Here is a 21,505-nt window from a genome sequence, read left to right on the forward strand (position 1 = left end):
CGGTGGCACCTTATATGGGTAGTGATTCGGTAGAGCCTTTTCTTGCCTTTAAAAACAAATTTACCATCATGCTGGCCTTAACATCAAACAAAGGTGGTTTAGATTTTCAAGTATTAAAAAACGAGCAAGGTGCAACCCTGTACGAAACGGTCTTGAAAACATCATTAAATTGGAAAAACAGCGAGCAATTGATGTACGTAGTTGGTGCAACCAGACCTGAGTATTTCGAAAAAATTAGAAAAATAGTTCCGGATCATTTTTTACTTGTACCTGGAGTAGGTGCGCAAGGCGGAGATCTGCAGGGAGTGTGTAAATTTGGTATCAATAAAAACATCGGGCTTCTTGTAAATTCTTCACGAGGAATTATCTATGCTTCTGCAGCAACAGATTTTGCTGAGAAAGCCAGAGAGAAGGCCCTTGAATTACAAAAAGAAATGTCGGAGATTCTTATTGAAAATGGAATCTAATCATTAATTGATTTAAAATTTCCGAGTGCTTTGATCAAAAAGTTATGAAGTCCAACCATTTGTTCGTAGCCAATTTTTTTTCCTAGTTGACCTATAAAGTATAAAACAAACCATAGCACCGGCATCAGTAGGAACATGATCATGGAAAACTGATAGTCCTGATCCAGGCTCCACTTCGAATAAAAAATAACGAAAAAAATAAAAAATGCTAAAGCCACAATAAAATGAAGGAACATAAACATTGTCCATATTTTTGGCTTTGGTCCTAATATACCTTTTACAACGGTAACCTCATCTTCTTTTTCAACCTCGACATGTAATTGAGGTGACCAAAAATGCTCTTCATCCAGAGGTACATCAATAACAATATGATGATTGACTATCTTACTTTTGTATTTGCAATCCTCAATAGCCAGATTACCTCTAAATTCATCCAATATTTCCTCAACTGAAGCACTGTATTTTAATTTGAATCTGGGCTTTAAGAGAATGCGATTTAATTCATCGTTATGGATAGGATCATTCATATGTTGGAGTATAGAATTTTAGGCTTATTTCTTTAAGCTGTAGGATAAATATAGCTTTTTTTTTAATCCAGGCAAGCAGTTTTCCAATTCAACTTTATAAGCGTATCTTTGCACCGATTTTATTTAAAAACAGGCATGGGAAATATTGTAGCGATCGTAGGGAGACCAAATGTTGGAAAATCCACCCTCTTCAACCGATTGGTTCAAAGAAGGGAAGCTATTGTGGACGCTGTTAGCGGGGTAACCAGAGACAGACATTATGGTAAAACAGATTGGAATGGCCGGGAATTCTCTTTAATAGATACAGGTGGTTATGTTGTTGGAAGTGACGATATATTTGAAGCTGAAATAGACAAGCAAGTTGAGCTTGCTATCGACGAAGCAGATGCCATAATTTTTATGGTGGATGTCGAAAACGGAGTAACTGGAATGGATGAAGAAGTCGCCCAATTGCTTCGTCAGGCCAAAAAACCAATATTTCTGGCAGTCAACAAAGTTGACAATGCCAAAAGAGCAGCAGATGCTGTTGAATTCTACGCTTTGGGTCTGGGTGAATATTACACCATTGCAAGTACAAACGGAAGCGGAACAGGAGAATTGTTGGATGCGATTATAGAGGCGCTTCCCGAGAAAGAAGAAGCTGTTGCTGATGACCTGCCACGGTTTGCTGTTGTAGGAAGGCCAAATGCGGGTAAATCTTCCTTTATAAATGCTCTGATTGGTGAAGACAGGTACATTGTTACAGATATTGCAGGAACTACAAGAGATTCAAATGATACGAAATACAATCGATTTGGATTTGATTTCAACCTGGTTGACACCGCCGGAATCAGAAAAAAATCCAAGGTAAAAGATGACCTGGAGTTTTACTCTGTAATGAGATCAGTAAGGGCCATTGAATATAGTGATGTATGTATTCTTGTGATCGACGCCACCCGAGGTTTTGAAGGTCAGGACCAGAACATTTTCTGGTTGGCAGAAAAGAATAAAAAAGGGATTGTTATTTTGGTCAACAAATGGGACCTGGTTGAAAAAGACACACATACGACTAAGGAATTTGAAGCAATGATCCGAAAGGAAACGGCGCCCTTTACAGATGTCCCTATTGTATTTATTTCTGCCTTAACGAAACAGCGAATTTTTAAGGCCATAGAAACAGCAGTGGAGGTTTTTGAAAACAGAAAACAAAAAATTGCTACCAGCAAATTGAATGAGGCAATGTTGGACATCATGAAGCAAAATCCACCTCCGGCTTACAAAGGGAAATACATTAAGATCAAATACTGTATGCAACTACCTTCCCCTACACCTCAGTTTGTCTTTTTTGCAAACCTCCCTCAATATGTGAAGGATCCCTACAAAAGATATATTGAAAACAAGCTTCGCGAAATTTATGATTTAAAAGGAGTACCTATTGTCATCTATTTTAGAAAAAAATAACTATGCAACAAGAACATATTGAATGTGATATTTGTTATTCTCCCGCCACTTTAAAAGAAGAAAACATTCAAGGTTACCAGCAAGGAACAAGATTTAAAGTTTATCATTGTCAGAACTGCAATACCTCTTTTAGCCTTCCCAGAGTAGATGCTTCAACGATATACGATGCCATATATATGAATGGAAAAGATGTACCGGGTTATAGTCGATATTGGAGGTACTTTTCAAACATAAGGAAGCAAAAACAGCCCATGGAATATCTGGCGAATTCCAACGAGGCGTATTGGGCGGTTCAAAAATCTTTATCCAATCTCGTTGTTGACAAATCAACCGTGAAAATTCTTGAGATTGGAAGTGGCCTTGGCTACCTTACCTATGCTTTAAGTACTGAAGGATATGATATCAAGGGAATGGACGTATCAACGAAGGCTGTGCAAAAAGCCAGAGAAAACTTCGGTGATCTGTATCTTGATGCTGATCTGTTTGAACACGCCAAAAGTCATAAAGGTCAATATGACATTGCCATACTCACAGAAGTCATTGAACATGTGAATCTACCAGTGTCATTTATTAAAGCTATTTCTGAACTAATCAATGATTCAGGAAGCATCATTGTGACGACCCCTAACAGATCAATTGCGCCAGAATCAGTGGTTTATGATACTGAATCACCACCAGTTCATCATTGGTGGCTGAGCGAAGACTCTATGAAACAGATAGGAAGCCAGCTTGATCTATCCACCTCATTCGTAGATTTTAGTGAGTTCTACGCAAAAAAACCTACCATCTATGATATCGATAGAGGACGTCAGAGAAAACGAGCTCCGATTTTAGATAAGGATGGTAACTTGTTGAGGAAAAGCAAATCAGGGTCAAATCCTTGGCTAAAAGAATCGTTGAAAAAAATGGATGCTGTATGGACTCCTCTAAGAAAACTTTCTGTGGCTTTAAAAGCTGTGTCGAGCAGTGAAAAGGTGATCTGCGGAGAAAGGGGTGAATTTCTATGTGCCACCTATGAAAAAAAGAAATCCTAAAAACCGCAACTGGTTCAAAAGTTCATATTTAGTATCTTTAGCACTCGCTTTCAAATAAAATCATTCACCATGAAAAATACCTATCGCGTATTCAGTGTGATGCTCTTTGCTTTGCTTCTTTGGAATTGTCAAAAAGAAACCAAAGAAAAGACTGAGGGTACAAACCCAGATCAGAATCATACTGAAATAAATTCAAAATTTGACTCTGTAAAAGCTGCTGCCTATGGAGCCGACGCTTATGGAATGAAAAAATATGTGATTGCTTTCTTAAAAAGAGGCCCCAATAAAAGTGTTGATTCTTTAGAAAAAAGCAAGCTTCAAAGAGCTCACATGGAAAATATAAACAGATTGGCGGAAGAAGGCAAACTGGTATTGGCGGGTCCTTTTTTTGGGGATGGTGACCTCAGAGGTATCTATGTTTTTAATGTAGACAATCTGGAAGATGCCGAAGCATTGACAAATTCCGACCCATCAATTCAGGCAGGTGTCCTGAGCATGGAACTCAAAGAGTGGTATGGCTCAGCTGCCTTAATGGCCATTAATGATCTGCACTATTCAATATCTAAAAATGATATTGTAGAGTAATAAATCTCTCAGAAAAATTTGTCTATGCATACCATTACATTCCCTTTTCAATCGTTTCCCGAATTGAAAACACCCCGCCTATTGCTGAGAGATTTGAGCGAAGAGGATTACCAAATGATGTTTTTTCTTAGATCGGATACTACTGTGAATGCCTATATCAAAAGAGAAGGTGCCAAAAAATTAGAAGATGCTATTGACTTTATGAACATGGTTCAACATGGATACGAAAAAGGTGACAATATCAATTGGGCCATCAGTAAAAAAGAAGACCAAAAAATGATTGGTTCCATTTGTTTGTGGAATTTTTCCGAGGATCTAAAAACGGCTGAAGTTGGTTATTCTCTGCACCCTGAATACCAGCAACAAGGTATCATGAATGAGGCCATGAAGGCGATTATTACATTCGGTTTTACTGTGCTGAACTTTGACAGGCTTGTGGCCTATACACATCATGCAAACCTCAGTTCATTGCAATTGTTGAAAAAAAACGGATTCATTTTACAAGAGGAGATTACAGATCCTGGAGATGAAAATAATATTGTTCTTGCGTTGGATAAGGATTAAACTCCTGATTACCAACCGCCGCTGGCACCACCTCCACCAAAGCCGCCGCCACCAAAGCCGCCGCCGAAGCCTCCTCCGCCTCCGAAACCTCCTCCGGAACTGCCGCCAAAACCTCCTCTGCTACCAAAACCTCCTCGCCCGGCGTTACTCAGAATAATAGCGTCTAATAAAGAGAAACCTCCTGACCTTCTTCCACCATTCTTACCTCCGCCTCTGTTTCTACGAGACAGAATCATCATGATGACGATAAAAACAAGCACTATAAAAAAAGCGGGGATTTTGCCACCAGGCCCCTCATAGGCACGTTCACCCTGGTACTCACCACTCATGATCTGCATGATTGCGGTGGTACCCTGGTCCAGACCCTGGTAATAATTTCCTTGTTTAAAGGCAGGCGTAATAATATTTTCAATAATTCTTTTAGACAGGGCATCCGTCAATATATGTTCCATACCATAGCCTGTGCTGATATTCATTCTTCTGTCATCCTTCGATACAAGTAACAGAATACCATTGTCTTTCCCTTTTTGCCCAATACCCCATTTTTGTCCTAATTCTGCAGCATAAAGTCCAATTTCATTTCCTTGAAGAGAATTTATGGTAAGAACCACAATTTGTGTGGATGTTGTATCACTGTAATTGATTAATTTCTGCTCAAGTCTTTTTGCATCGCTTACGTTCATCATGTTCGCCTGATCGTAAACGCTGGTCTGATTTTTTGGCTTTTCAGGTAAATAATCTTGTGCCTTTAATGACATCGTGGTCAGAAAAAGAAAAAAAATTAAAAAACCTGATTGCTTAATAAATTTGGAGTGCATTATTATCACAAAATTTCTTTGTATTATTGATATGCAATATACCAAAAAACAAGCAATAGAATATATCTACGGCAACAATTCTACCATGAAAAAAATAGTACTTCTTCTCGTCCTGACCAGTATTTTTACACAGGCACAACAAATAGATATCGAAAAATTATCCGGACTAAAACCCAGGGCAATTGGCCCCGCCGGTATGAGCGGAAGAATAACGGCTATCGATGTTATCACCAATCAACCGAATGTGATTTATGTTGGTGCGGCTTCAGGCGGCGTATGGAAATCTGAAAGCCAGGGTATTTCCTGGAAACCCATATTTGACAAAGAACAGCTTCAAGGTATTGGCGCCATCAAAATTCAGCAATCCAATCCGGATGTGATTTGGGTCGGTACCGGAGAAGGAAACCCGAGAAATAGCTTAAACGGAGGCTATGGAATATACAAAAGCCTTGATGGCGGGAAAAACTGGACATTGATGGGCTTGGAAAAAACCAGAAACATTCACAGAATTGTCATCGACAGAGACAATCCTGATATTGTATATGTTGCGGCCATTGGAAGCCCTTGGGGAGAACATAAAGAAAGAGGTGTTTTCAAAACAACGGATGGAGGAAAAACCTGGAAAAACATACTGTTTGTAAATAACAAAACCGGTGCAGCGGACCTCGTAGTTGATGCCAACAATCCGAACAAGTTGATTGCGGCTATGTGGGAGCACAGAAGAAAGCCCTATACATTTAATTCCGGAGGAGAAGGCTCTGGTATTTATATTAGTTTTGACGGTGGTGATAACTGGACAAAAAGAACAAAGGACGATGGCCTTCCTGAAGGCAACCTTGGGCGAATAGGTCTTGCCATCTCACAAAGCAATCCGAAAGTGGTTTATGCCCTGGTGGAAGCTAAAAAAAATGGTCTTTACAGATCTGATGACGGTGGTTTTAAATGGACCTTAATTAACAGTAAATCATCAGGAAGAGGTAGTTCTGGTATTGGAAATCGCCCTTTTTACTATTCTGATATTTTTGTGGACCCCACGAATGAGCATCGATTGTATACCGTTTTCACCTATGTGAATTATAGTATTGACGGAGGTAAAAGTTTTAAACAGCTCATGCCTGCCTATAATTCAGATGCTGGTATTCACCCTGATCACCACGCCTGGTGGATCCATCCAAACAATCCTGACTATATGATAGATGGCAATGATGGTGGACTAAATATCACCCAGGATAAGGGCAAGACCTGGAGATTTGTAGAAAACCTGCCTGTTGGTCAGTTTTACCATATCAGTGTAGACAATGAGTTTCCCTACAACCTGTATGGGGGCATGCAGGATAATGGTTCCTGGGTAGGACCTGCTTACACCTTCAAAGCGCAGGGCATCCGAAATTCATATTGGCAGGAAATTCTATTTGGGGATGGTTTTGATGTGATTCCTGACCCTAAAAACAACCGCTTTGGTTATGGAATGTCTCAACAAGGATATGTGAGTCGCTATGACAGAGAAACCGGGGCCTCAAAACTGATCAGGCCTGTACATCCCGATCCGGATATCAAGCTTCGTTTTAATTGGAATTCTGCCATTGCGATAGATCCATTTGATCAATCAACGATTTATTTTGGAAGTCAGTTTGTTCACAGGTCGAAAAACCAGGGACATGAATGGGATATTATTTCTCCGGACCTGACTACAAACGACCCTAAAAAACAACAACAATATGATAGTGGTGGCCTTACCATGGATGCCACAGGAGCAGAAAACTATTGTACAATTCTGGTCATAGCTCCTAGTCAGCTTGAAAAAGATGTTTTATGGGTTGGCACGGATGACGGGAGAATTCAACTCAGCAAAAATGCCGGAGAAAGCTGGTCAGATGTGAGTCCAACATCAGGCAGCTATCCAAAAGATGGCTGGGTGGCGCAAATAAAGGTCTCTGCTTTTAACAAAGGTGAAGCCTATGCCGTGGTGAACAATTACAGAAATTTTGATTTCAAACCTTATTTATTCAGAACCAAAAATTATGGACAATCATGGGAATCTCTTCTTGGCGAGAAAGATGAAACATTTGGCTACAGCCTTTCTTTGGTGCAGGATCCTAAAGAAAAGAGCCTTCTTTTTCTGGGCACAGAAAACGGCTTGTACCTGAGTATTGATGAAGGGAATTCATGGACAAAATGGAATAAAAACTACCCAAGTGTTCCTACCATGGACATGGTTATTCACCCCAAAGAGCAGGACCTCGCTATTGCTACTTTTGGACGTTCATTTTACGTATTAGATGACCTCAGGCCATTAAGAGAAATTGCTAAAACAGGTGCATCAACAATAGACAACGGTTTACAAATCTTTGAACCGCCAACTGCCTATTTAGCTCAATACCAGCAACCCTCAGGAACAAGATTTGGAGGAAATGCGATTTTTAATGGAGAGAATAGAAAATCTGGAGCCATGATTACTTATGTTTTCAATGAGGATAAAAAGGCTGATGACACGGTAAAACTCGATTCAATTAATACCAAAAATGATAGCCTGTCCTTACAGGTTTTTAATCAACAGAATGTACTGATCAGAACCTTGCAATTCAAAAAGCCCAAAGATGGAGGTTTGCATAGAATGTATTGGAATCTCGATGAAAAGGGTGTCTTTTCTCCATCGAGAAAAAAAGTGAGTACGGAAAAAGAACCTGCAGGAGTTAAAGTGATTCCTGGTGATTACAAACTGGTCCTTCGGTATAAGCACCTCAAAGATTCAACAAAAATTACAGTCAAATATGATCCAAGAATAGATCTGTCTTCTGAAGTTTTACAAAAGCAATACGATATGCTCAAAGAGCTCGAGATACAGAAAGACCTGGTCTACAGAGCTGTAGAAAGATTGAAAGAATCCAAAACAACAGTCGCCACCGTAAAGAAACAGGCAAACAGCATCGATAAAGAAACCTATAAAGACTTGATACAATCGAGTGATAGTATTAACAAATCCATTGATAGTTTAATAGATGGTATCATGGGTAAAGAAGATAAAAGACAAGGAATTACTTCTCAAAAAGAACCAAGTGCTGTCTCTTATTTGAATAACGCCATTTATTATGTCCGTTCCTTACAACAACTTCCCGGAGCAACAGAAATACAGCTCATTGAAAATGCAAATTTAAAACTGAAGCCAGCGATTTTATCGGTGAATGAGTTTTACAATTTGGACTGGCCAGCATACAGAAAAGAAGTAGAAGCAGCCAAGCTAAGTATTTTCAAAGAGTATAAAATCCTGGAATAAGATGTTGGATATCAGATTTTTGAGGTGGGAATTAAGCACTTATCGTTTTCCCAGCTCCCTTTTAAGGCCAACGGGTCAATCATATCGCCCTCGCAATTGATAAAGAGCGAACCATCTTTCTTTATCATTCTAAGTTTGCCTTTTTCAAGGTGACTGAGCACATGTTGTACATCTTGATCCTGAGAATCTTTCGGGTATTTCTTATAAATATTTACGCCTGCCTGATTATTAAACAAGTCCATTTCAGATGAAACTTTGTCCGGTAGAAATCCGTCTTCCTTCGTTCCTTTTTTAAAAGATTTAAAATTCCCTTTTTCATGAGCCCGACCAAGTGAAGATGCCGAATTAGGTCCAATCTCCCTGCTTAATGCCAGCATCCAATAGGTATGTTTAAATGCATCCAAATGTCCACCATTGTTATCCCTTCCCACGGTACCCGCTTTTTTTATTGAATCGGTCAGGCGTAAAGTTTCAAGAGATACTGCCAACGCTCTTTTCGCTTTGAACGGATGAAAAACCACCCACCATTTTTCATTTGAACTCAGCTCTGAAAACCCTGAAACCCCAGCCTGACTATGCAGCTTTTGCTGGATGCACGTTGTTAGAAGTATCAAAATAACAGCTCTTTTCATATGATAAATATACTAAAACAAACAACGCTTAAATTTCTTCTTTTGACCCCTATTTCAAGTTAAAATTCCTAATTTTGATAAACTAAGATTAAATATTCCAAAGCATGAAATACCTTCCAATAGACAAGGACCTATTTGTCAAAAACAGAGCTAAATTTTCCAATGAAATGGCTGCGAATTCTATGGCCATTTTCAATTCGAACGATATCTATCCAATCAGCGCAGACAGCACTTTGCCTTTTGCACAACATCGGGATATTTTTTATTTATCAGGGGTTGATCAGGAAGAAAGCGTTTTAGTGCTGTTTCCGGATTGTCCGAAAAAAGAAAATCGTGAAATTCTGTTTCTCAAAGAAACGAATGCTCATATCGCTGTGTGGGAAGGTGAAAAGCTGACAAAAGAAAAAGCCCTTGAAACTTCAGGGATTGCGACAGTCTATTGGTTGCAGGATATGGAAAAAGTCCTTTTTGAATTGATGACGCAGGCAGATATTGTCTATGTGAATACCAATGAGCACTATAGAGCTAGTATTGAAACCGAAACAAGAGATGCTCGTTTCATAAAGTGGCTTCAAAAAAAATACCCTGCTCATACCTACAAAAGATGTCAGCCGATCATCCAAAGACTCAGGTCTGTTAAAGAACCACAGGAAATTGAAATGATTCAAAAGGCCTGTGATATTACTGAAAAAGGATTTAAAAGAGTCTTAGGCTTTATGAAGCCTGATGTCATGGAGTTTGAAGTGGAAGCTGAATTTATCCATGAATTTATGAGAAATCGTTCAGCTGGCTTTGCCTACTCACCTATCATCGGATCAGGCTATAATGCCTGTGTATTACACTATGTTGAAAACAACCAGGCATGCAAAGCTGGTGATGTTGTTTTGATGGATGTGGGTGCTGAATATGGTAATTACGCCAGCGATATGACCCGCTGTGTTCCCGTGTCCGGTACATTTTCTGAAAGACAAAAACAAGTATACAATGCCGTGCTAAGGGTGAAAAATGAAGCAGCTAAAATGCTTGTACCAGGAACTATCTGGGCTGACTATCATATTGAAGTAGGCAAACTTATGACCAAAGAACTTCTTGGTCTTGGTCTTATCAGCAAAGAGGATGTGGCCAATGAGGATCCTAGCTGGCCTGCCTACAAAAAATATTTTATGCACGGAACATCTCATCATATGGGTCTTGATACCCATGATTATGGAATCTTAACAGAACCTATGGTAGCAGGAATGGTTTTTACTGTTGAGCCTGGAATTTATATTCCTGATGAGAACCTGGGGATTCGTCTTGAGGATGATTATGTGATACAGGAAACCGGAGAACCCATCAACTTAATGAAAAACATTCCAATAGAAATTGAGGATATTGAAAAGTGGATGGCTCAATAAATTCCTTAGGAAGCTGTACCTTCTCTGTTGTTTTGAATTTTTACGTAGGAATTTGCCAATACAAATCCTATTACTGCCGGAAGTACCCAACCCAGGCCATCTCGGGAAAAGGGAATAATGGCATATAGAAATTCAAGTTTTTCAACCGGAATCAAAAACTTCAAAAAATCAGGAATACTGAATAGAAAGGCCAGTCCTACAACAATTCTAAAAACTGTTGGACTGGCATATTTTTCTGAAAGCAAATTCAACATAATTAAAGATATCCCCAGCGGATAAATGAACATCAGGGCATAAACCGCCAAATCAATGATGAATTTAACCGGAAACTGACCTACCAGAATTCCAAAAAGACATGAAACTGCAGCTGTTATGAGATAGGCAAAATGATTATTATTAAACAATCCTTTGAAAAAATCAGCTGTTCCTACCACGATACTAACAGCTGTAGTAAAACAAGCCACTGCGACAAGAACGGCCAAAAATGCAGATCCAAAATTACCTAAGGTAATCGCGGCCAGGGAACTCAATAATTGTGGCCTGCTAATGTCAACCGGGAATTCCGTATTGAATTTTGAACCGATAAAAATCAATCCTACATAGATCACAAATAGCCCCGTCAAGGCAATAAGACTGGATTTTACAATCACAAATCTTTTTTCTGCAACGTTTAATTCACCTACTAAATTATTCACATTAAGAACGATGATCCCACCTACTACCAGTCCCGCAATAGCGTCATAGGTTTGGTACCCTTCTAAAAAACCTTTGATCAACGGACCATTATATTGACCAGGCAACATGGGATCTGAAGGGGTATACATACCAATACAGATAATGATCAACAAAATAACGACGATTATGGGTGTAAGGTATTTTCCCAGAAAGTCCATAACCTTTCCCCTGTTAACGGCAAAAACAAAAACTGCAGAAAAATAAATGCTACTTGTCATTAATGAAGTAAACTCAAAATATGGCTGAATAGCCATTTCATGTGTCACGGCAGCTGTTCTTGGACAGGCCAATATAATGGCGATAAGATAAACACATATGCTAAAAAGAATCCCGAATCTCACAGAAACTTTCTTACCAAAATCAATCATGGTACCCTGTAACCTGGCATGCCCCAGTAAAGCAAGTAAGGGAATAACCGTAGCGGATATCAAAAAACCGATGGCGACCAACCACCAGTCAGGCCCGCCTTTAAATCCTAACATGGGTGGCAAGATTAAGTTCCCTGCTCCAAAAAAAGAAGCAAAAATGGCAAAGCCTAAAATAAAGATTTGTTTGGTTCTGTTCATAGATCAAGAATGTGATAAATATAGTAATTTAGCTTAGTAAATCTTGTATCATGCCCGAGCTACTTTATAAAAATGCCAACATTCACTACAGCGACCAGGGAAAAGGTCCGGTTTTACTGTTTTTACATGGTTTTTTAGAGGATCTGACCATGTGGAACAACATTGTTAAGAGTTTTCATAACTCACATCGCACCCTAAGTGTCGATCTATTAGGACACGGCAATACGGATAGTATTGGCTATATACATAGCATGGAGGATCAGGCAAGAATGCTGAAGTTTTTATTGGAAGAATTAAAAATTTTACATTGTGTCGTAATCGGACATAGTATGGGGGGATATATTGCCTTGGCCTTTGCCGATTTATTCCCGGAAATGATGCGTGGTTTATGCCTTATGAATTCCACGTCGTATGAAGATTCAGAAGAGAAAAAACACAACAGAGACCGAGGGATTAAGGCGGTAAAGTCTAATCATAAAACATTCATCAGAGTGGCTATTCCAAGTCTTTTTTCAGAAAAAAACAGAACCATTTTTACCGACGACATTAGGCAGGTAACAGATACGGCACTTCAAATGAGCAAACAAGGAATTATTGCTGCTTTGGAAGGAATGAAAATCAGAGAAGACCGAAGTCATCTTCTAAAAAAGGCGAACTATCCAATCTTGATGATTATTGGAAAAGAAGACCCTGCATTGGCATTCCAAAGTCTTCTAAAACAAACCGAAAATACCAAAGTTCACAGGGTGATTTTTGAAGATGGTCACATGAGTCATATCGAGAATGAGGCCGATTTAATACAGGAATTTAGGAATTTTCTGTAAATTGGTTTTTTTTTAGAACTCAAATTATTGAAATTACAACCCCCTCTGCTATGATTTATAGAACTACGATTCTATTTTTTTCAATTCTTTTTACACTAAATGTTGTAGCCCAAGACTGGAAAAAATACCCCTATGAGCCCGCCGGAAAACTGATTGCTTTCCCTGTCGATGAAGGTGCACAAGACGACGAACCAACTGAATGGTGGTATTCTACCGGACAGGTTGTTGGAAATACCAGTGGTCATACCTACTCCTATGTTGTCATCTATTTTTATGGTCCTCAACTTGGTTTTGATGGATTTCGCCTTTTGAATATAATGAATGAAGATACCGGCGAAAAATTTTTCGATTCCAAACCTGTGAATTACTCTAAACTAGGAAAAGACAGGCTTCAAATTGAGGCATCTGGATTGCTGCTGCCAAAAACAGAAACTTTTGAAAATCAATTTGACGCTGGTGGTCAGATTATACCATTTCAATATGATCTTTTTGCCGCAACGTCCAATACAGAATTGGAACTGCAGTTGAATACTCTGAAACGCCCTCTCATTCTTGGTGAAAACGGATTGTTTGAGCAAGGTTCGACCAGCTATACCTATTACTATTCTCAAACGGGCATAGAAGTGAACGGCACTCTAAAATTTTTCGATGTAACGGAAACTGTGAAGGGTACTGGTTGGATAGACAGACAATACGGTGATTTTGATAGAAATGCCGGTGAAAGATATGAATGGTTTAGTGCACAGCTATCAAATGGAATGGACCTAAATTTATGGAATGTTTTCGCCAAAGATTATACCATTCCTGACAATTTAAAGTTTAAAATGTTATCTGCTTATGTAGATGAGGATACTCAATATTCTACCCTGGATTTTTCACTTGAAAGATTAAATTACTTCTGTACACCTGATGGTGAAATGTGCTATTCGAAAAAATGGCGACTCGTATCAGAAAAAAATAAGATCGATCTGATTATTACAGCAAATAAAGAAAATTCAGAAGCATCACTTCCAATACGGTTTTATGAAGGTGCCACTTCCATTAGCGGTACAGTAAATGGTGTAAGCGTCACAGGTATTGGTTTCGCTGAATTATTACACTCATATGAAGATCCTGAACTTGAAATCACTTATCCAGATAATGGAGCCTATAACACTGCTGAGGAAATTAGTTGGAATGTCCTGAATCCAGATGATGGGAATCCTTTATACTATGACATCGAATATAGTGTAGACAACAAAGAGACTTTTACGACTATCGTTGAAGGCATACAAGATTCTTCTTATTTATGGCCAAATCCTGATATAAAAGAAGGTGAAAATATTTGGTTCAGAATTACTGGTTATTCAGTAGACAAAACACTTGCTTCAAACATTGTTAGCGAATCTTCTTCATCCATAACACTGTCTTTAGAAGACATCGAAGGTGACCAGCTAAGCATCTACCCAAATCCGGTAAATAACTTAATAAAAATTAAAATCCCGGGAATTCCGGACGACGTTAATTACCAGGTATATGACACGAATGGGAGAATTTTAGCGCAAGAACTTGTGAGAAACACCAAAGAACTTGAAATAAATACTCAAACTTTTCAACCAGGCCTGTATATATTAAAATTGAGCAATGGTAAAAAAGTACTTTATTCAAAGTTTTTGGTTAATTAAACAACATGTCCGCAAGCTGTCCTTTATGCAATGGAAAATCATATCGTTTTTTTGAAAACTCAAAGCATTCATTTAACAAATGTGATGTTTGCCGGGGTATCTTTAGAATTAAGGAGCAATTCCTCAACATAGAGGAAGAAAAAGAACGCTACAAGAATCATATCAGCAGCCTGGAAGACAAAGGGTACTATGAATTCGTCAGTCCTATCATAAAAGAAGTAAAATCCGCTTTTAGCAAAGACAGTATCGGACTGGATTTTGGTTGCGGTCACACTCCTGTTCTTTCACGACATTTAGAAAAAAGCGGTTTTACTGTGCGCGAGTTTGACCCTATATTTCACAATGACGCATCTATATTCTCCAAGCGATATGACTTTATAGTAGCTTGTGAGGTGATTGAGCATTTTTATGATCCAATAAAGGAATTTGAAACACTTTATAAATTGCTCAAACCTGAAGGTAAACTCATCTGTAAAACCCATCCTTATAGTTTCGGTATAGATTTTGATACTTGGTATTATAAAAACGATCCTTCTCATGTTTTTATTTATCAAGATGAAACCTTCAAGTGGATAGCTCAAAAATTATGCTTTAAGTCATTGATAATCAAAGACAGAATACTTGTTTTTACAAAAAAATGACTCTATTTATAATACACAAAAAAATGAAAAAACTAACCTTTCTATTTATTTTCAGCCTATTGTTGACTTCTACAATGCATTCACAATCAAAAAAAGAACTCAAGGCCGAAGCAGCTGCGAAAGAGTTTAAAGCCATGAACGAACTTATCGATAGCAAAAATTATGAGTTTATGGCTGATTGGGCTACAAGCCAGGGTGGTCGTCGTGTGAACCTGACTACAAATGCCAATTTCTTAAAAATCAAAAATGACAGTGCAGATATATACCTTCCTTATTTTGGAACCATGACTTCAGGTGGAGCTGCCATGACGAGCGATGGAGGTATTGTTTTTTCGGGTGTTATAGATAAGTATGAAAAAACGATTGACGAAAAAAAACTCAAAATAACCGTCCGATTTAGTGCAAAAACAAATAACGATCAATTTGACTTTTTTATGACTATGTACAAGGGAGGAAATACCCTGGTGAATCTAAATAGTAATTATAGATCCGGTATAAAATATGACGGTCGAACCGGCGAAATTCGAGTTAAAAAATGATCTTTAATCAAGGGCATTCCATCCCTGAGCTTCAATATCCACTTTTTGTCCTCCTCTGGTAACCAGTTGAACAATACCAGTATCCTCGGTCATATGCCCAATAATGCTAAAGTTTGGATTGGCTTTAATTTTGTGGAAATCTTCCTGTTTTACTGTAAACAATAATTCATAGTCTTCTCCACCGTTCAAAGCAATTGTGGTGCTATCCATATTGAATTCCTCACAAGTTGAAATTACTTCCTGGTCTAAAGGAATTTTATCTTCGTACACCTGACATCCCGTGTTTGATTGCTTGCACAAATGCAAAATTTCTGATGAAAGTCCATCCGAAATATCGATCATTGAACTTGGAGACACCTCAAGGTCTGAAAGTAATTTTACTACATCCTTCCTGGCTTCCGGCTTTAATTGTCGTTCAACCAAATAGGTATACTTATCGAGTTCATGTTCGGCATTTGGATCAACCTGAAATACCTGTTTTTCCCTTTCCAGCACCTGAAGTCCTAGATAGGCTGCTCCCAGATCTCCTGTAACAACCAATAAATCATTCGATTTTGCTCCATTTCTATATACTACATCTGCTTCCTTCGCTTCTCCTATAGCTGTAATACTTATGAGCAATCCTTTCGTCGATGAAGTCGTATCTCCTCCTACAAGATCTACTTTATAAGTATTACATGCCAGATGAATTCCTGCGTACAGCTCTTCTAAGGCCTCTAAAGGAAATCTATTCGATACTGCCAATGATACCGTAATTTGCTTTGCCTCTCCATTCATGGCATAGATGTCTGACAAGTTTACCATCACCGCCTTATAGCCTAAATGCTTCAGCGGCATATAACTCAAATCGAAATGAACGCCTTCGATCAATAAATCTGTTGTGATCAAGGTTTTCTTCTCTCCTTCTCCCAGCACCGCACAATCATCTCCAATTCCTTTTACAGTATTCTCATGATGAATGACTGTTTCATTGGTCAGGTGATCTATTAACTTAAATTCTCCCAAAGAAGATAGGGAGGTTCGCGATTGATTTTTGTCTTCTAACATGCTGCAAAGATAGGCCATATTTAAAAATATTCAATCTTATTCTTATATAGTTCTTTCACTCTTAATATATAACCGAAGGCATCAATTCTATCACTTAGATATTGCCGTTGATTAAAAATTGCTACATTTAACTGATTATTTAATAAAACCTATTCTTTCTCGCTTATAATGAAAAATCTCTCCCTCTCTACCAAAGTTTTACTCGGTGTTATTTTAGGCATTATAACAGGCCTGTTTTTTGGCGAGGACGTTGCCTGGTTAGGTATCATAGGAGACATCTTTATTGGTCTGTTGCAGATGACTGTTTTGCCTTATATCATGTTCTCCCTGATTGTAAATATTGGACGGCTATCCTTAGAGAATGGAAAAAAAATAATTAAATACGGATTGATTTTTCTGTTTCTTTTGTTAAACATCGGCTTGTTATATCTGATCATCCTACCACTGAGTTTCCCTGACTGGACCAGCGGGAATTTTTACAGCTCAGATTTTGTTCAGCCAAATGTGCCTTTTGACTTTGTAAAACTATACATCCCTGCCAATCCATTTGAATCCATGAGTGACAACGTAGTGCCGGCTGTGGTGTTATTCAGTATTTTTATCGGATTGGGAGTAATGAAGCTACCGAATAAAGAAGCCCTTTTAAAACCATTGGATGTGTTGACCGATGGGTTAAACCAGGTCAACAAAATGATTGTGAAAATTACTCCTATTGGTGTTTTTAGTATCGCAGCCGGGGTAGTTAGTACATTAAGCTGGTCGGATTTAAGCAGACTTCAGGGCTATCTTTTGGTGTATTTACTGGCGGTAATTTTGATCACCTTTCTGGTACTGCCCTATTTGATTTCAATTTTTACGCCCTATTCGTCCAAAACAATTTTCAAAATAACCAGGTCCACCCTGATTACCATTTTTGCCACCGGTAAAATCATTGTAGTCTATCCACAACTTATAGAAAATATCAAAGAGATTATCAGATCTGATACCCATAATTCTGAAGAAAGTCAGGACCGAGTTGATATTATTATGCCCCTGGCATATCCGTTTCCAAATCTGGGAACATTTATGATCTTTATTTTCGTACCCTTTGCCGCCTGGTTTACTGGAAAGGCTATGGAGTTTTCGGATTATCCAATCTTCCTCAGCTCTACATTTTTGAGCAGTTTTGTGGCTCCGATTACCGGACTCCCTTTCAGCCTGGATTTATTAAAAATTCCTAAAGAGACTTTTCAACTCTTTGTAGTTTCAACGGTTATTACCGATCGTATTAGAGTGGTTTTAGGTGCTTTTCACTTAATTGCACTCACCCTTTTGACCATTACAGCCTGCGGCGGATACTTAAAATTTAACAAAAGAAAACTGATACAAGCCATAGTTGTTATCTCAATTACAACAATTGTATCGGTAATTGGCCTAAGATCTCTCTTAGAAAGAAGCATGAAAAATATTCCGACCAATCTTGAGATTGTCAACAATTTTAAAATAATAAGCCCGCAACAGGATTTTGTCATACTCGATAAAACCAAAAGAAATCCAAACCCTAAGTGGAGAGGAGAAAATACCTTGAGTCGCATCAAAAGAAGAGGCAAGGTTCGCGTAGGCTATTTCAAACATGCTGCTCCTTTTTCATTTCACAACCAGGATAGTGTACTGGTTGGTTATGGCATAGATCTTGCTCATCAGTTAGCAAGCGACTTGAATGTGAGCCTAGAGTTTGTTCCAATTATTCCGGGGAAATTGATCGAGGGAATGAATAAAGACCATTATGATATCATCATGTCTGATATCTTTTTATCCAGTCGTTATGCCGAAGATCTAGAGCTTTCAAAACCTTATTTGGATGTTTCTCTGGCGCTACTCACTAAAAAAGAGAATAAAATGTTTGATAATTTCGATACAACCTCCAAATTAGACACTTTTACAATTTCGTTTATCGACAGAAAAGAGATTGCCAAAGATTTTCTTTCATTTTTTCCAAAAGGAGGATCCTATCCCGTACCTGAAATTCAGGATTATTTCGAGTTTAGTAAGATTTCGAAAGAGCAGGATAGTGTTCAAAATGATTCTATTGTAATTGATGCACATCTCACTTCAGCGGAAAGAGCAGCCTCCATAACTGTATTGGAATCTGGTTACAAAGTAGTCAACCCCCTGCCTTATCACATTAATAACTCTTTGGTTTTCCCAATTGCTCGTGACAATGTCTGGAGGGCTTATATCGATAAATGGATAGATTTTAGAAAACAAGACGGAACCTTTGAAAAAGTATATGATCAATGGATTTTAGGAAATCCATATGAGTCAAAGCAAAAAAAATGGAGCATTCTCGAAAATGTTATCAAACCCCGACTGGCCTCTGACCAAAACATGGAAACTGACAGTCTGGAGGTTCAAAAAAAATAAGTATGGGAGGTCATTGCCTAAAAATTTGCCTTCTAGTATTCTTGGCTTTCTTTTTTGGAAAACCCATCAATGCTCAAAATTTCGAAAGTAGTTTCGATAGTATCATGGTGCAAAGCAGCAAGGACAAGAAACTTGAATTCTCGTTAAATCATTCTCAATTAAAAGAGGTTAGTTTCTATTCTTACCACCCCAGACATGCCACAATCAAAGCAAATAATGTTTTAAGCGGCGTGGGAAAAGGAATCCTTACACTATTCTCTGGTGTAGGACTGGAGGACAACAAGGACAATGTTGATTTAGAAATGAATATTAAAATAAAATCGAATGACTCGAAGACAAGCTGGGATCTGCATCTCTATTGTAAGGGATATACTGAAAAAGATATCAGTCGAACTAGATCAGATGAAGGAGGATACTCTTTGTCTGTAGACCATTATGCCCATGTCGATTGGAATCAAGGAATTACAGCAGAACTATTCAAAAAAAAATCCAAAATAGGGGAATTTGTTTTGATTAAATACACTGCCAATTCAGACGCATCTCTTAAAGGGCCCATTGAATTTTTAGAAGAAATGAAGGCTAAAAACGTCCAGGAGAACAACTTTGAATCGAAAACTTCATACAGGCAATCCGGCAATGATTTTGCCGTCATTGGTCAACTTTTCGGGACGGATTTCAAGATTGTTACCAATATGAGCCTACAAAAATATTGGGTTTTTCAAGATGACACCATTAAAGCCATGCTGCAATTTTCACATAAAAACAGTAATACTTTTGTAAAAAACTATGTCCTTTTATCGAATCCCGATATGTCTTCCGTGGAATCTGCTTATTGGATAAAAATGGCGTTAATGGCCAAACACCTAAACAATACCATTGAAAAAAGCAACTATAGTTGGTAATCAACCTACTTTATAATCCTCTTTCTTTCTGAATATGTTCATAAGCAGCCTGTACCTGCCTAAACTTATCTTCTGCCCCTTTTACATGCTCCGGCCCTAAATTCCTCAATTTATCAGGATGGTATTTTTTCACCATTTTTCTATAGGCGTTTTTAACCTCAGCATCCGAAGCAGCTTTATCAATTTCCAATATTTTATAAGAACTGTCTACTTCATTATAAAACATCGCTTTTATGGAATTAAAATCATGGTGATTGATATTCAGGTAACCCGCAATAGTATTAATTTTATTTAATTCTTTCTCAGTTACCGTACCGTCTGATTTTGCCACTCCAAACAGAAAGTGTAAGAGTTGCAAACGGGCTGAATGATTCATATGCCGATTGATCTGCAAACAGACCTGACGTGTCGAAATTTTATTATTTTGAATGATTCCCTTAAACAATTTAAAGGCATGATTGGCTCTATCCTTTCCATACATACCCACAAATGAAGATCGGACAAAATCCAGTTCACGCTTATCCACGCTTCCATCAGACTTTATCACGATGGCTGCCAGGACCAACAAGCTAATTTCAAAATCTCCTGATTGGGTAGATTTCCTTTCGTTGGTATTATTGTTAAAGTCCATGAGTTCTGTTTCAGAGAATCCATCAACAAAACTGCCAACTACAAATCCAAGGATCCCCCCGATAGGCCCTGCAAAGGTCCAACCTAATCCGGCTCCCAGCCATTTTGAAAAATTTGCCATATCAAAAATTTAGATGAACAAATATAAGATTATAGGCACATTATCAGTTCATGCAAGCCTTAATTTTTTGTGAAAACTAAACTTAATTCAAAATCTGAAAAATCTCAATTGACAGGCCCAGAAAAATGCTAGTTTCCTAACATTTAAATCATTAGTGCAACCAATAATTCTTTCGTGTATAAAAACATACCAATCGAAGCCCTTTTATGATTATTATCTTTTCATTGCGTATCTTTGCAAACGATATTATTTAACTAAAAAAATAAAAATTATGTATCCAGAAGAATTGGTAAAACCAATGCGTCAGGAATTGGTCGGCGCAGGTTTCGAAGAGTTATATACAGCAGAAGACGTACAAGATGCCTTGAGTAAAGAAGGAACAACCTTGGTCATGGTAAATTCAGTTTGTGGTTGTGCCGCAGGTACTGCCAGACCAGGTACCATCGCTTCGCTGCAACTTGATAAAACTCCAGATCATTTAACAACTGTATTTGCAGGAGTTGATGTTGAATCTACAAATAAGGCAAGAGAAATGATGATCCCTTTTCCTCCTTCATCTCCTTCAATCGCATTGTTCAAAGACGGACAATTAGTGCATATGTTGGAAAGACATCATATTGAAGGTAGGTCAGCGGATATGATTGCTGCGAATTTAGCTGGTGCTTACGAAGAATTCTGTTAATCGATACAGTTTG

Annotated in this window: 20 protein-coding genes; 14 read left to right on the forward strand and 6 right to left on the reverse strand. The window is 38.2% G+C overall.

The features are described from left to right. On the forward strand, positions 1–467 hold a 467-nt coding region (locus tag ACR2MV_RS04025), incomplete at its 5' end, for an orotidine 5'-phosphate decarboxylase / HUMPS family protein (RefSeq protein WP_434020614.1). Here ACR2MV_RS04025 and ACR2MV_RS04030 read toward each other — a convergent pair. Then, a complete protein-coding gene (locus tag ACR2MV_RS04030; RefSeq protein ID WP_434020615.1) occupies positions 464–994 on the reverse strand; it encodes a GTP-binding protein in 531 nt (176 codons plus the stop codon). The genes ACR2MV_RS04025 and ACR2MV_RS04030 overlap by 4 nt on opposite strands. Positions 995–1,129: 135 nt before the next feature. Between ACR2MV_RS04030 and der the strand changes: the two genes are divergently transcribed. The 4 genes from der to ACR2MV_RS04050 all read left to right on the forward strand — a co-directional run bounded on the left by der (position 1,130) and on the right by ACR2MV_RS04050 (position 4,617). Next, positions 1,130–2,434 (forward strand): ribosome biogenesis GTPase Der, encoded by a 1,305-nt coding sequence (der, locus tag ACR2MV_RS04035; RefSeq protein ID WP_434020616.1) that lies wholly within the window; start codon positions 1,130–1,132, stop codon positions 2,432–2,434. Positions 2,435–2,436: 2 nt separating this feature from the next. After that, the gene (locus ACR2MV_RS04040) at positions 2,437–3,468 is read left to right on the forward strand and encodes a class I SAM-dependent methyltransferase (protein WP_434020617.1); all 1,032 of its coding nucleotides are present in this window, start codon (positions 2,437–2,439) and stop codon (positions 3,466–3,468) included. Between the two features lie 69 nt (positions 3,469–3,537). Continuing rightward, a complete protein-coding gene (locus tag ACR2MV_RS04045; RefSeq protein WP_434020618.1) occupies positions 3,538–4,053 on the forward strand; it encodes a YciI family protein in 516 nt (171 codons plus the stop codon). Between the two features lie 24 nt (positions 4,054–4,077). Continuing rightward, positions 4,078–4,617, forward strand: coding sequence for a GNAT family N-acetyltransferase (locus ACR2MV_RS04050; protein ID WP_434020619.1), 540 nt, complete (start codon positions 4,078–4,080; stop codon positions 4,615–4,617). A gap of 8 nt (positions 4,618–4,625) precedes the next feature. Here the strand turns inward: ACR2MV_RS04050 and ACR2MV_RS04055 are convergent, their stop codons facing one another. Next, on the reverse strand, positions 4,626–5,375 hold the full coding sequence (locus tag ACR2MV_RS04055; protein WP_434020620.1) for a TPM domain-containing protein: 750 nt from the start codon (positions 5,373–5,375) through the stop codon (positions 4,626–4,628). 145 nt (positions 5,376–5,520) lie between these two features. On the opposite strand from ACR2MV_RS04055, the gene ACR2MV_RS04060 reads away from it, so the two are divergent. Further along, positions 5,521–8,709 carry a WD40/YVTN/BNR-like repeat-containing protein gene (locus tag ACR2MV_RS04060; protein WP_434020621.1) on the forward strand — a complete coding sequence of 1,063 codons (3,189 nt, stop codon included), beginning with the start codon at positions 5,521–5,523 and terminating at the stop codon, positions 8,707–8,709. Positions 8,710–8,720: 11 nt separating this feature from the next. Here the strand turns inward: ACR2MV_RS04060 and ACR2MV_RS04065 are convergent, their stop codons facing one another. Then, entirely contained in the window at positions 8,721–9,341 is a 621-nt protein-coding gene (locus tag ACR2MV_RS04065; RefSeq protein ID WP_434020622.1) for a DUF6973 domain-containing protein, read from the reverse strand. Between the two features lie 104 nt (positions 9,342–9,445). Between ACR2MV_RS04065 and ACR2MV_RS04070 the strand changes: the two genes are divergently transcribed. Continuing rightward, entirely contained in the window at positions 9,446–10,738 is a 1,293-nt protein-coding gene (locus tag ACR2MV_RS04070) for an aminopeptidase P family protein (protein ID WP_434020623.1), read from the forward strand. A 5-nt stretch (positions 10,739–10,743) separates the two neighbouring features. Here the strand turns inward: ACR2MV_RS04070 and brnQ are convergent, their stop codons facing one another. Beyond that, positions 10,744–12,039: a branched-chain amino acid transport system II carrier protein gene (gene brnQ, locus ACR2MV_RS04075; protein WP_434020624.1), complete on the reverse strand. Its 1,296-nt coding sequence runs from the start codon at positions 12,037–12,039 to the stop codon at positions 10,744–10,746. Between the two features lie 50 nt (positions 12,040–12,089). Between brnQ and ACR2MV_RS04080 the strand changes: the two genes are divergently transcribed. Genes ACR2MV_RS04080 through ACR2MV_RS04095 form a run of 4 tightly spaced genes read left to right on the forward strand, consistent with a single transcriptional unit; the run spans position 12,090 to position 15,707 of the window. After that, on the forward strand, positions 12,090–12,863 hold the full coding sequence (locus ACR2MV_RS04080; protein WP_434020625.1) for an alpha/beta fold hydrolase: 774 nt from the start codon (positions 12,090–12,092) through the stop codon (positions 12,861–12,863). A 50-nt stretch (positions 12,864–12,913) separates the two neighbouring features. Then, positions 12,914–14,527, forward strand: coding sequence for a lipocalin-like domain-containing protein (locus ACR2MV_RS04085; protein ID WP_434020626.1), 1,614 nt, complete (start codon positions 12,914–12,916; stop codon positions 14,525–14,527). Positions 14,528–14,532: 5 nt separating this feature from the next. Beyond that, on the forward strand, positions 14,533–15,168 hold the full coding sequence (locus tag ACR2MV_RS04090; protein WP_434020627.1) for a class I SAM-dependent methyltransferase: 636 nt from the start codon (positions 14,533–14,535) through the stop codon (positions 15,166–15,168). Positions 15,169–15,191: 23 nt separating this feature from the next. Further along, positions 15,192–15,707 (forward strand): DUF4251 domain-containing protein, encoded by a 516-nt coding sequence (locus tag ACR2MV_RS04095; RefSeq protein WP_434020628.1) that lies wholly within the window; start codon positions 15,192–15,194, stop codon positions 15,705–15,707. A gap of 3 nt (positions 15,708–15,710) precedes the next feature. Here ACR2MV_RS04095 and thiL read toward each other — a convergent pair whose 3' ends face one another. Next, positions 15,711–16,754, reverse strand: coding sequence for a thiamine-phosphate kinase (thiL, locus tag ACR2MV_RS04100; protein WP_434020629.1), 1,044 nt, complete (start codon positions 16,752–16,754; stop codon positions 15,711–15,713). 168 nt (positions 16,755–16,922) lie between these two features. Between thiL and ACR2MV_RS04105 the strand changes: the two genes are divergently transcribed. Then, positions 16,923–19,157 (forward strand): cation:dicarboxylate symporter family transporter, encoded by a 2,235-nt coding sequence (locus tag ACR2MV_RS04105; protein ID WP_434020630.1) that lies wholly within the window; start codon positions 16,923–16,925, stop codon positions 19,155–19,157. Positions 19,158–19,159: 2 nt separating this feature from the next. Next, on the forward strand, positions 19,160–20,059 hold the full coding sequence (locus ACR2MV_RS04110) for a hypothetical protein (protein WP_434020631.1): 900 nt from the start codon (positions 19,160–19,162) through the stop codon (positions 20,057–20,059). A gap of 10 nt (positions 20,060–20,069) precedes the next feature. On the opposite strand, the gene ACR2MV_RS04115 is transcribed toward ACR2MV_RS04110, so the two are convergent. Beyond that, positions 20,070–20,810, reverse strand: coding sequence for a TerB family tellurite resistance protein (locus tag ACR2MV_RS04115; RefSeq protein WP_434020632.1), 741 nt, complete (start codon positions 20,808–20,810; stop codon positions 20,070–20,072). 271 nt (positions 20,811–21,081) lie between these two features. Here ACR2MV_RS04115 and ACR2MV_RS04120 point away from each other — a divergent pair, with 271 nt between their 5' ends. Then, on the forward strand, positions 21,082–21,492 hold the full coding sequence (locus ACR2MV_RS04120) for a BrxA/BrxB family bacilliredoxin (RefSeq protein ID WP_434020633.1): 411 nt from the start codon (positions 21,082–21,084) through the stop codon (positions 21,490–21,492). Positions 21,493–21,505: the final 13 nt, after the last annotated feature.

It is taken from the genome of Lutimonas sp., assembly GCF_051011215.1.
GTDB lineage: Bacteria > Bacteroidota > Bacteroidia > Flavobacteriales > Flavobacteriaceae > Lutimonas.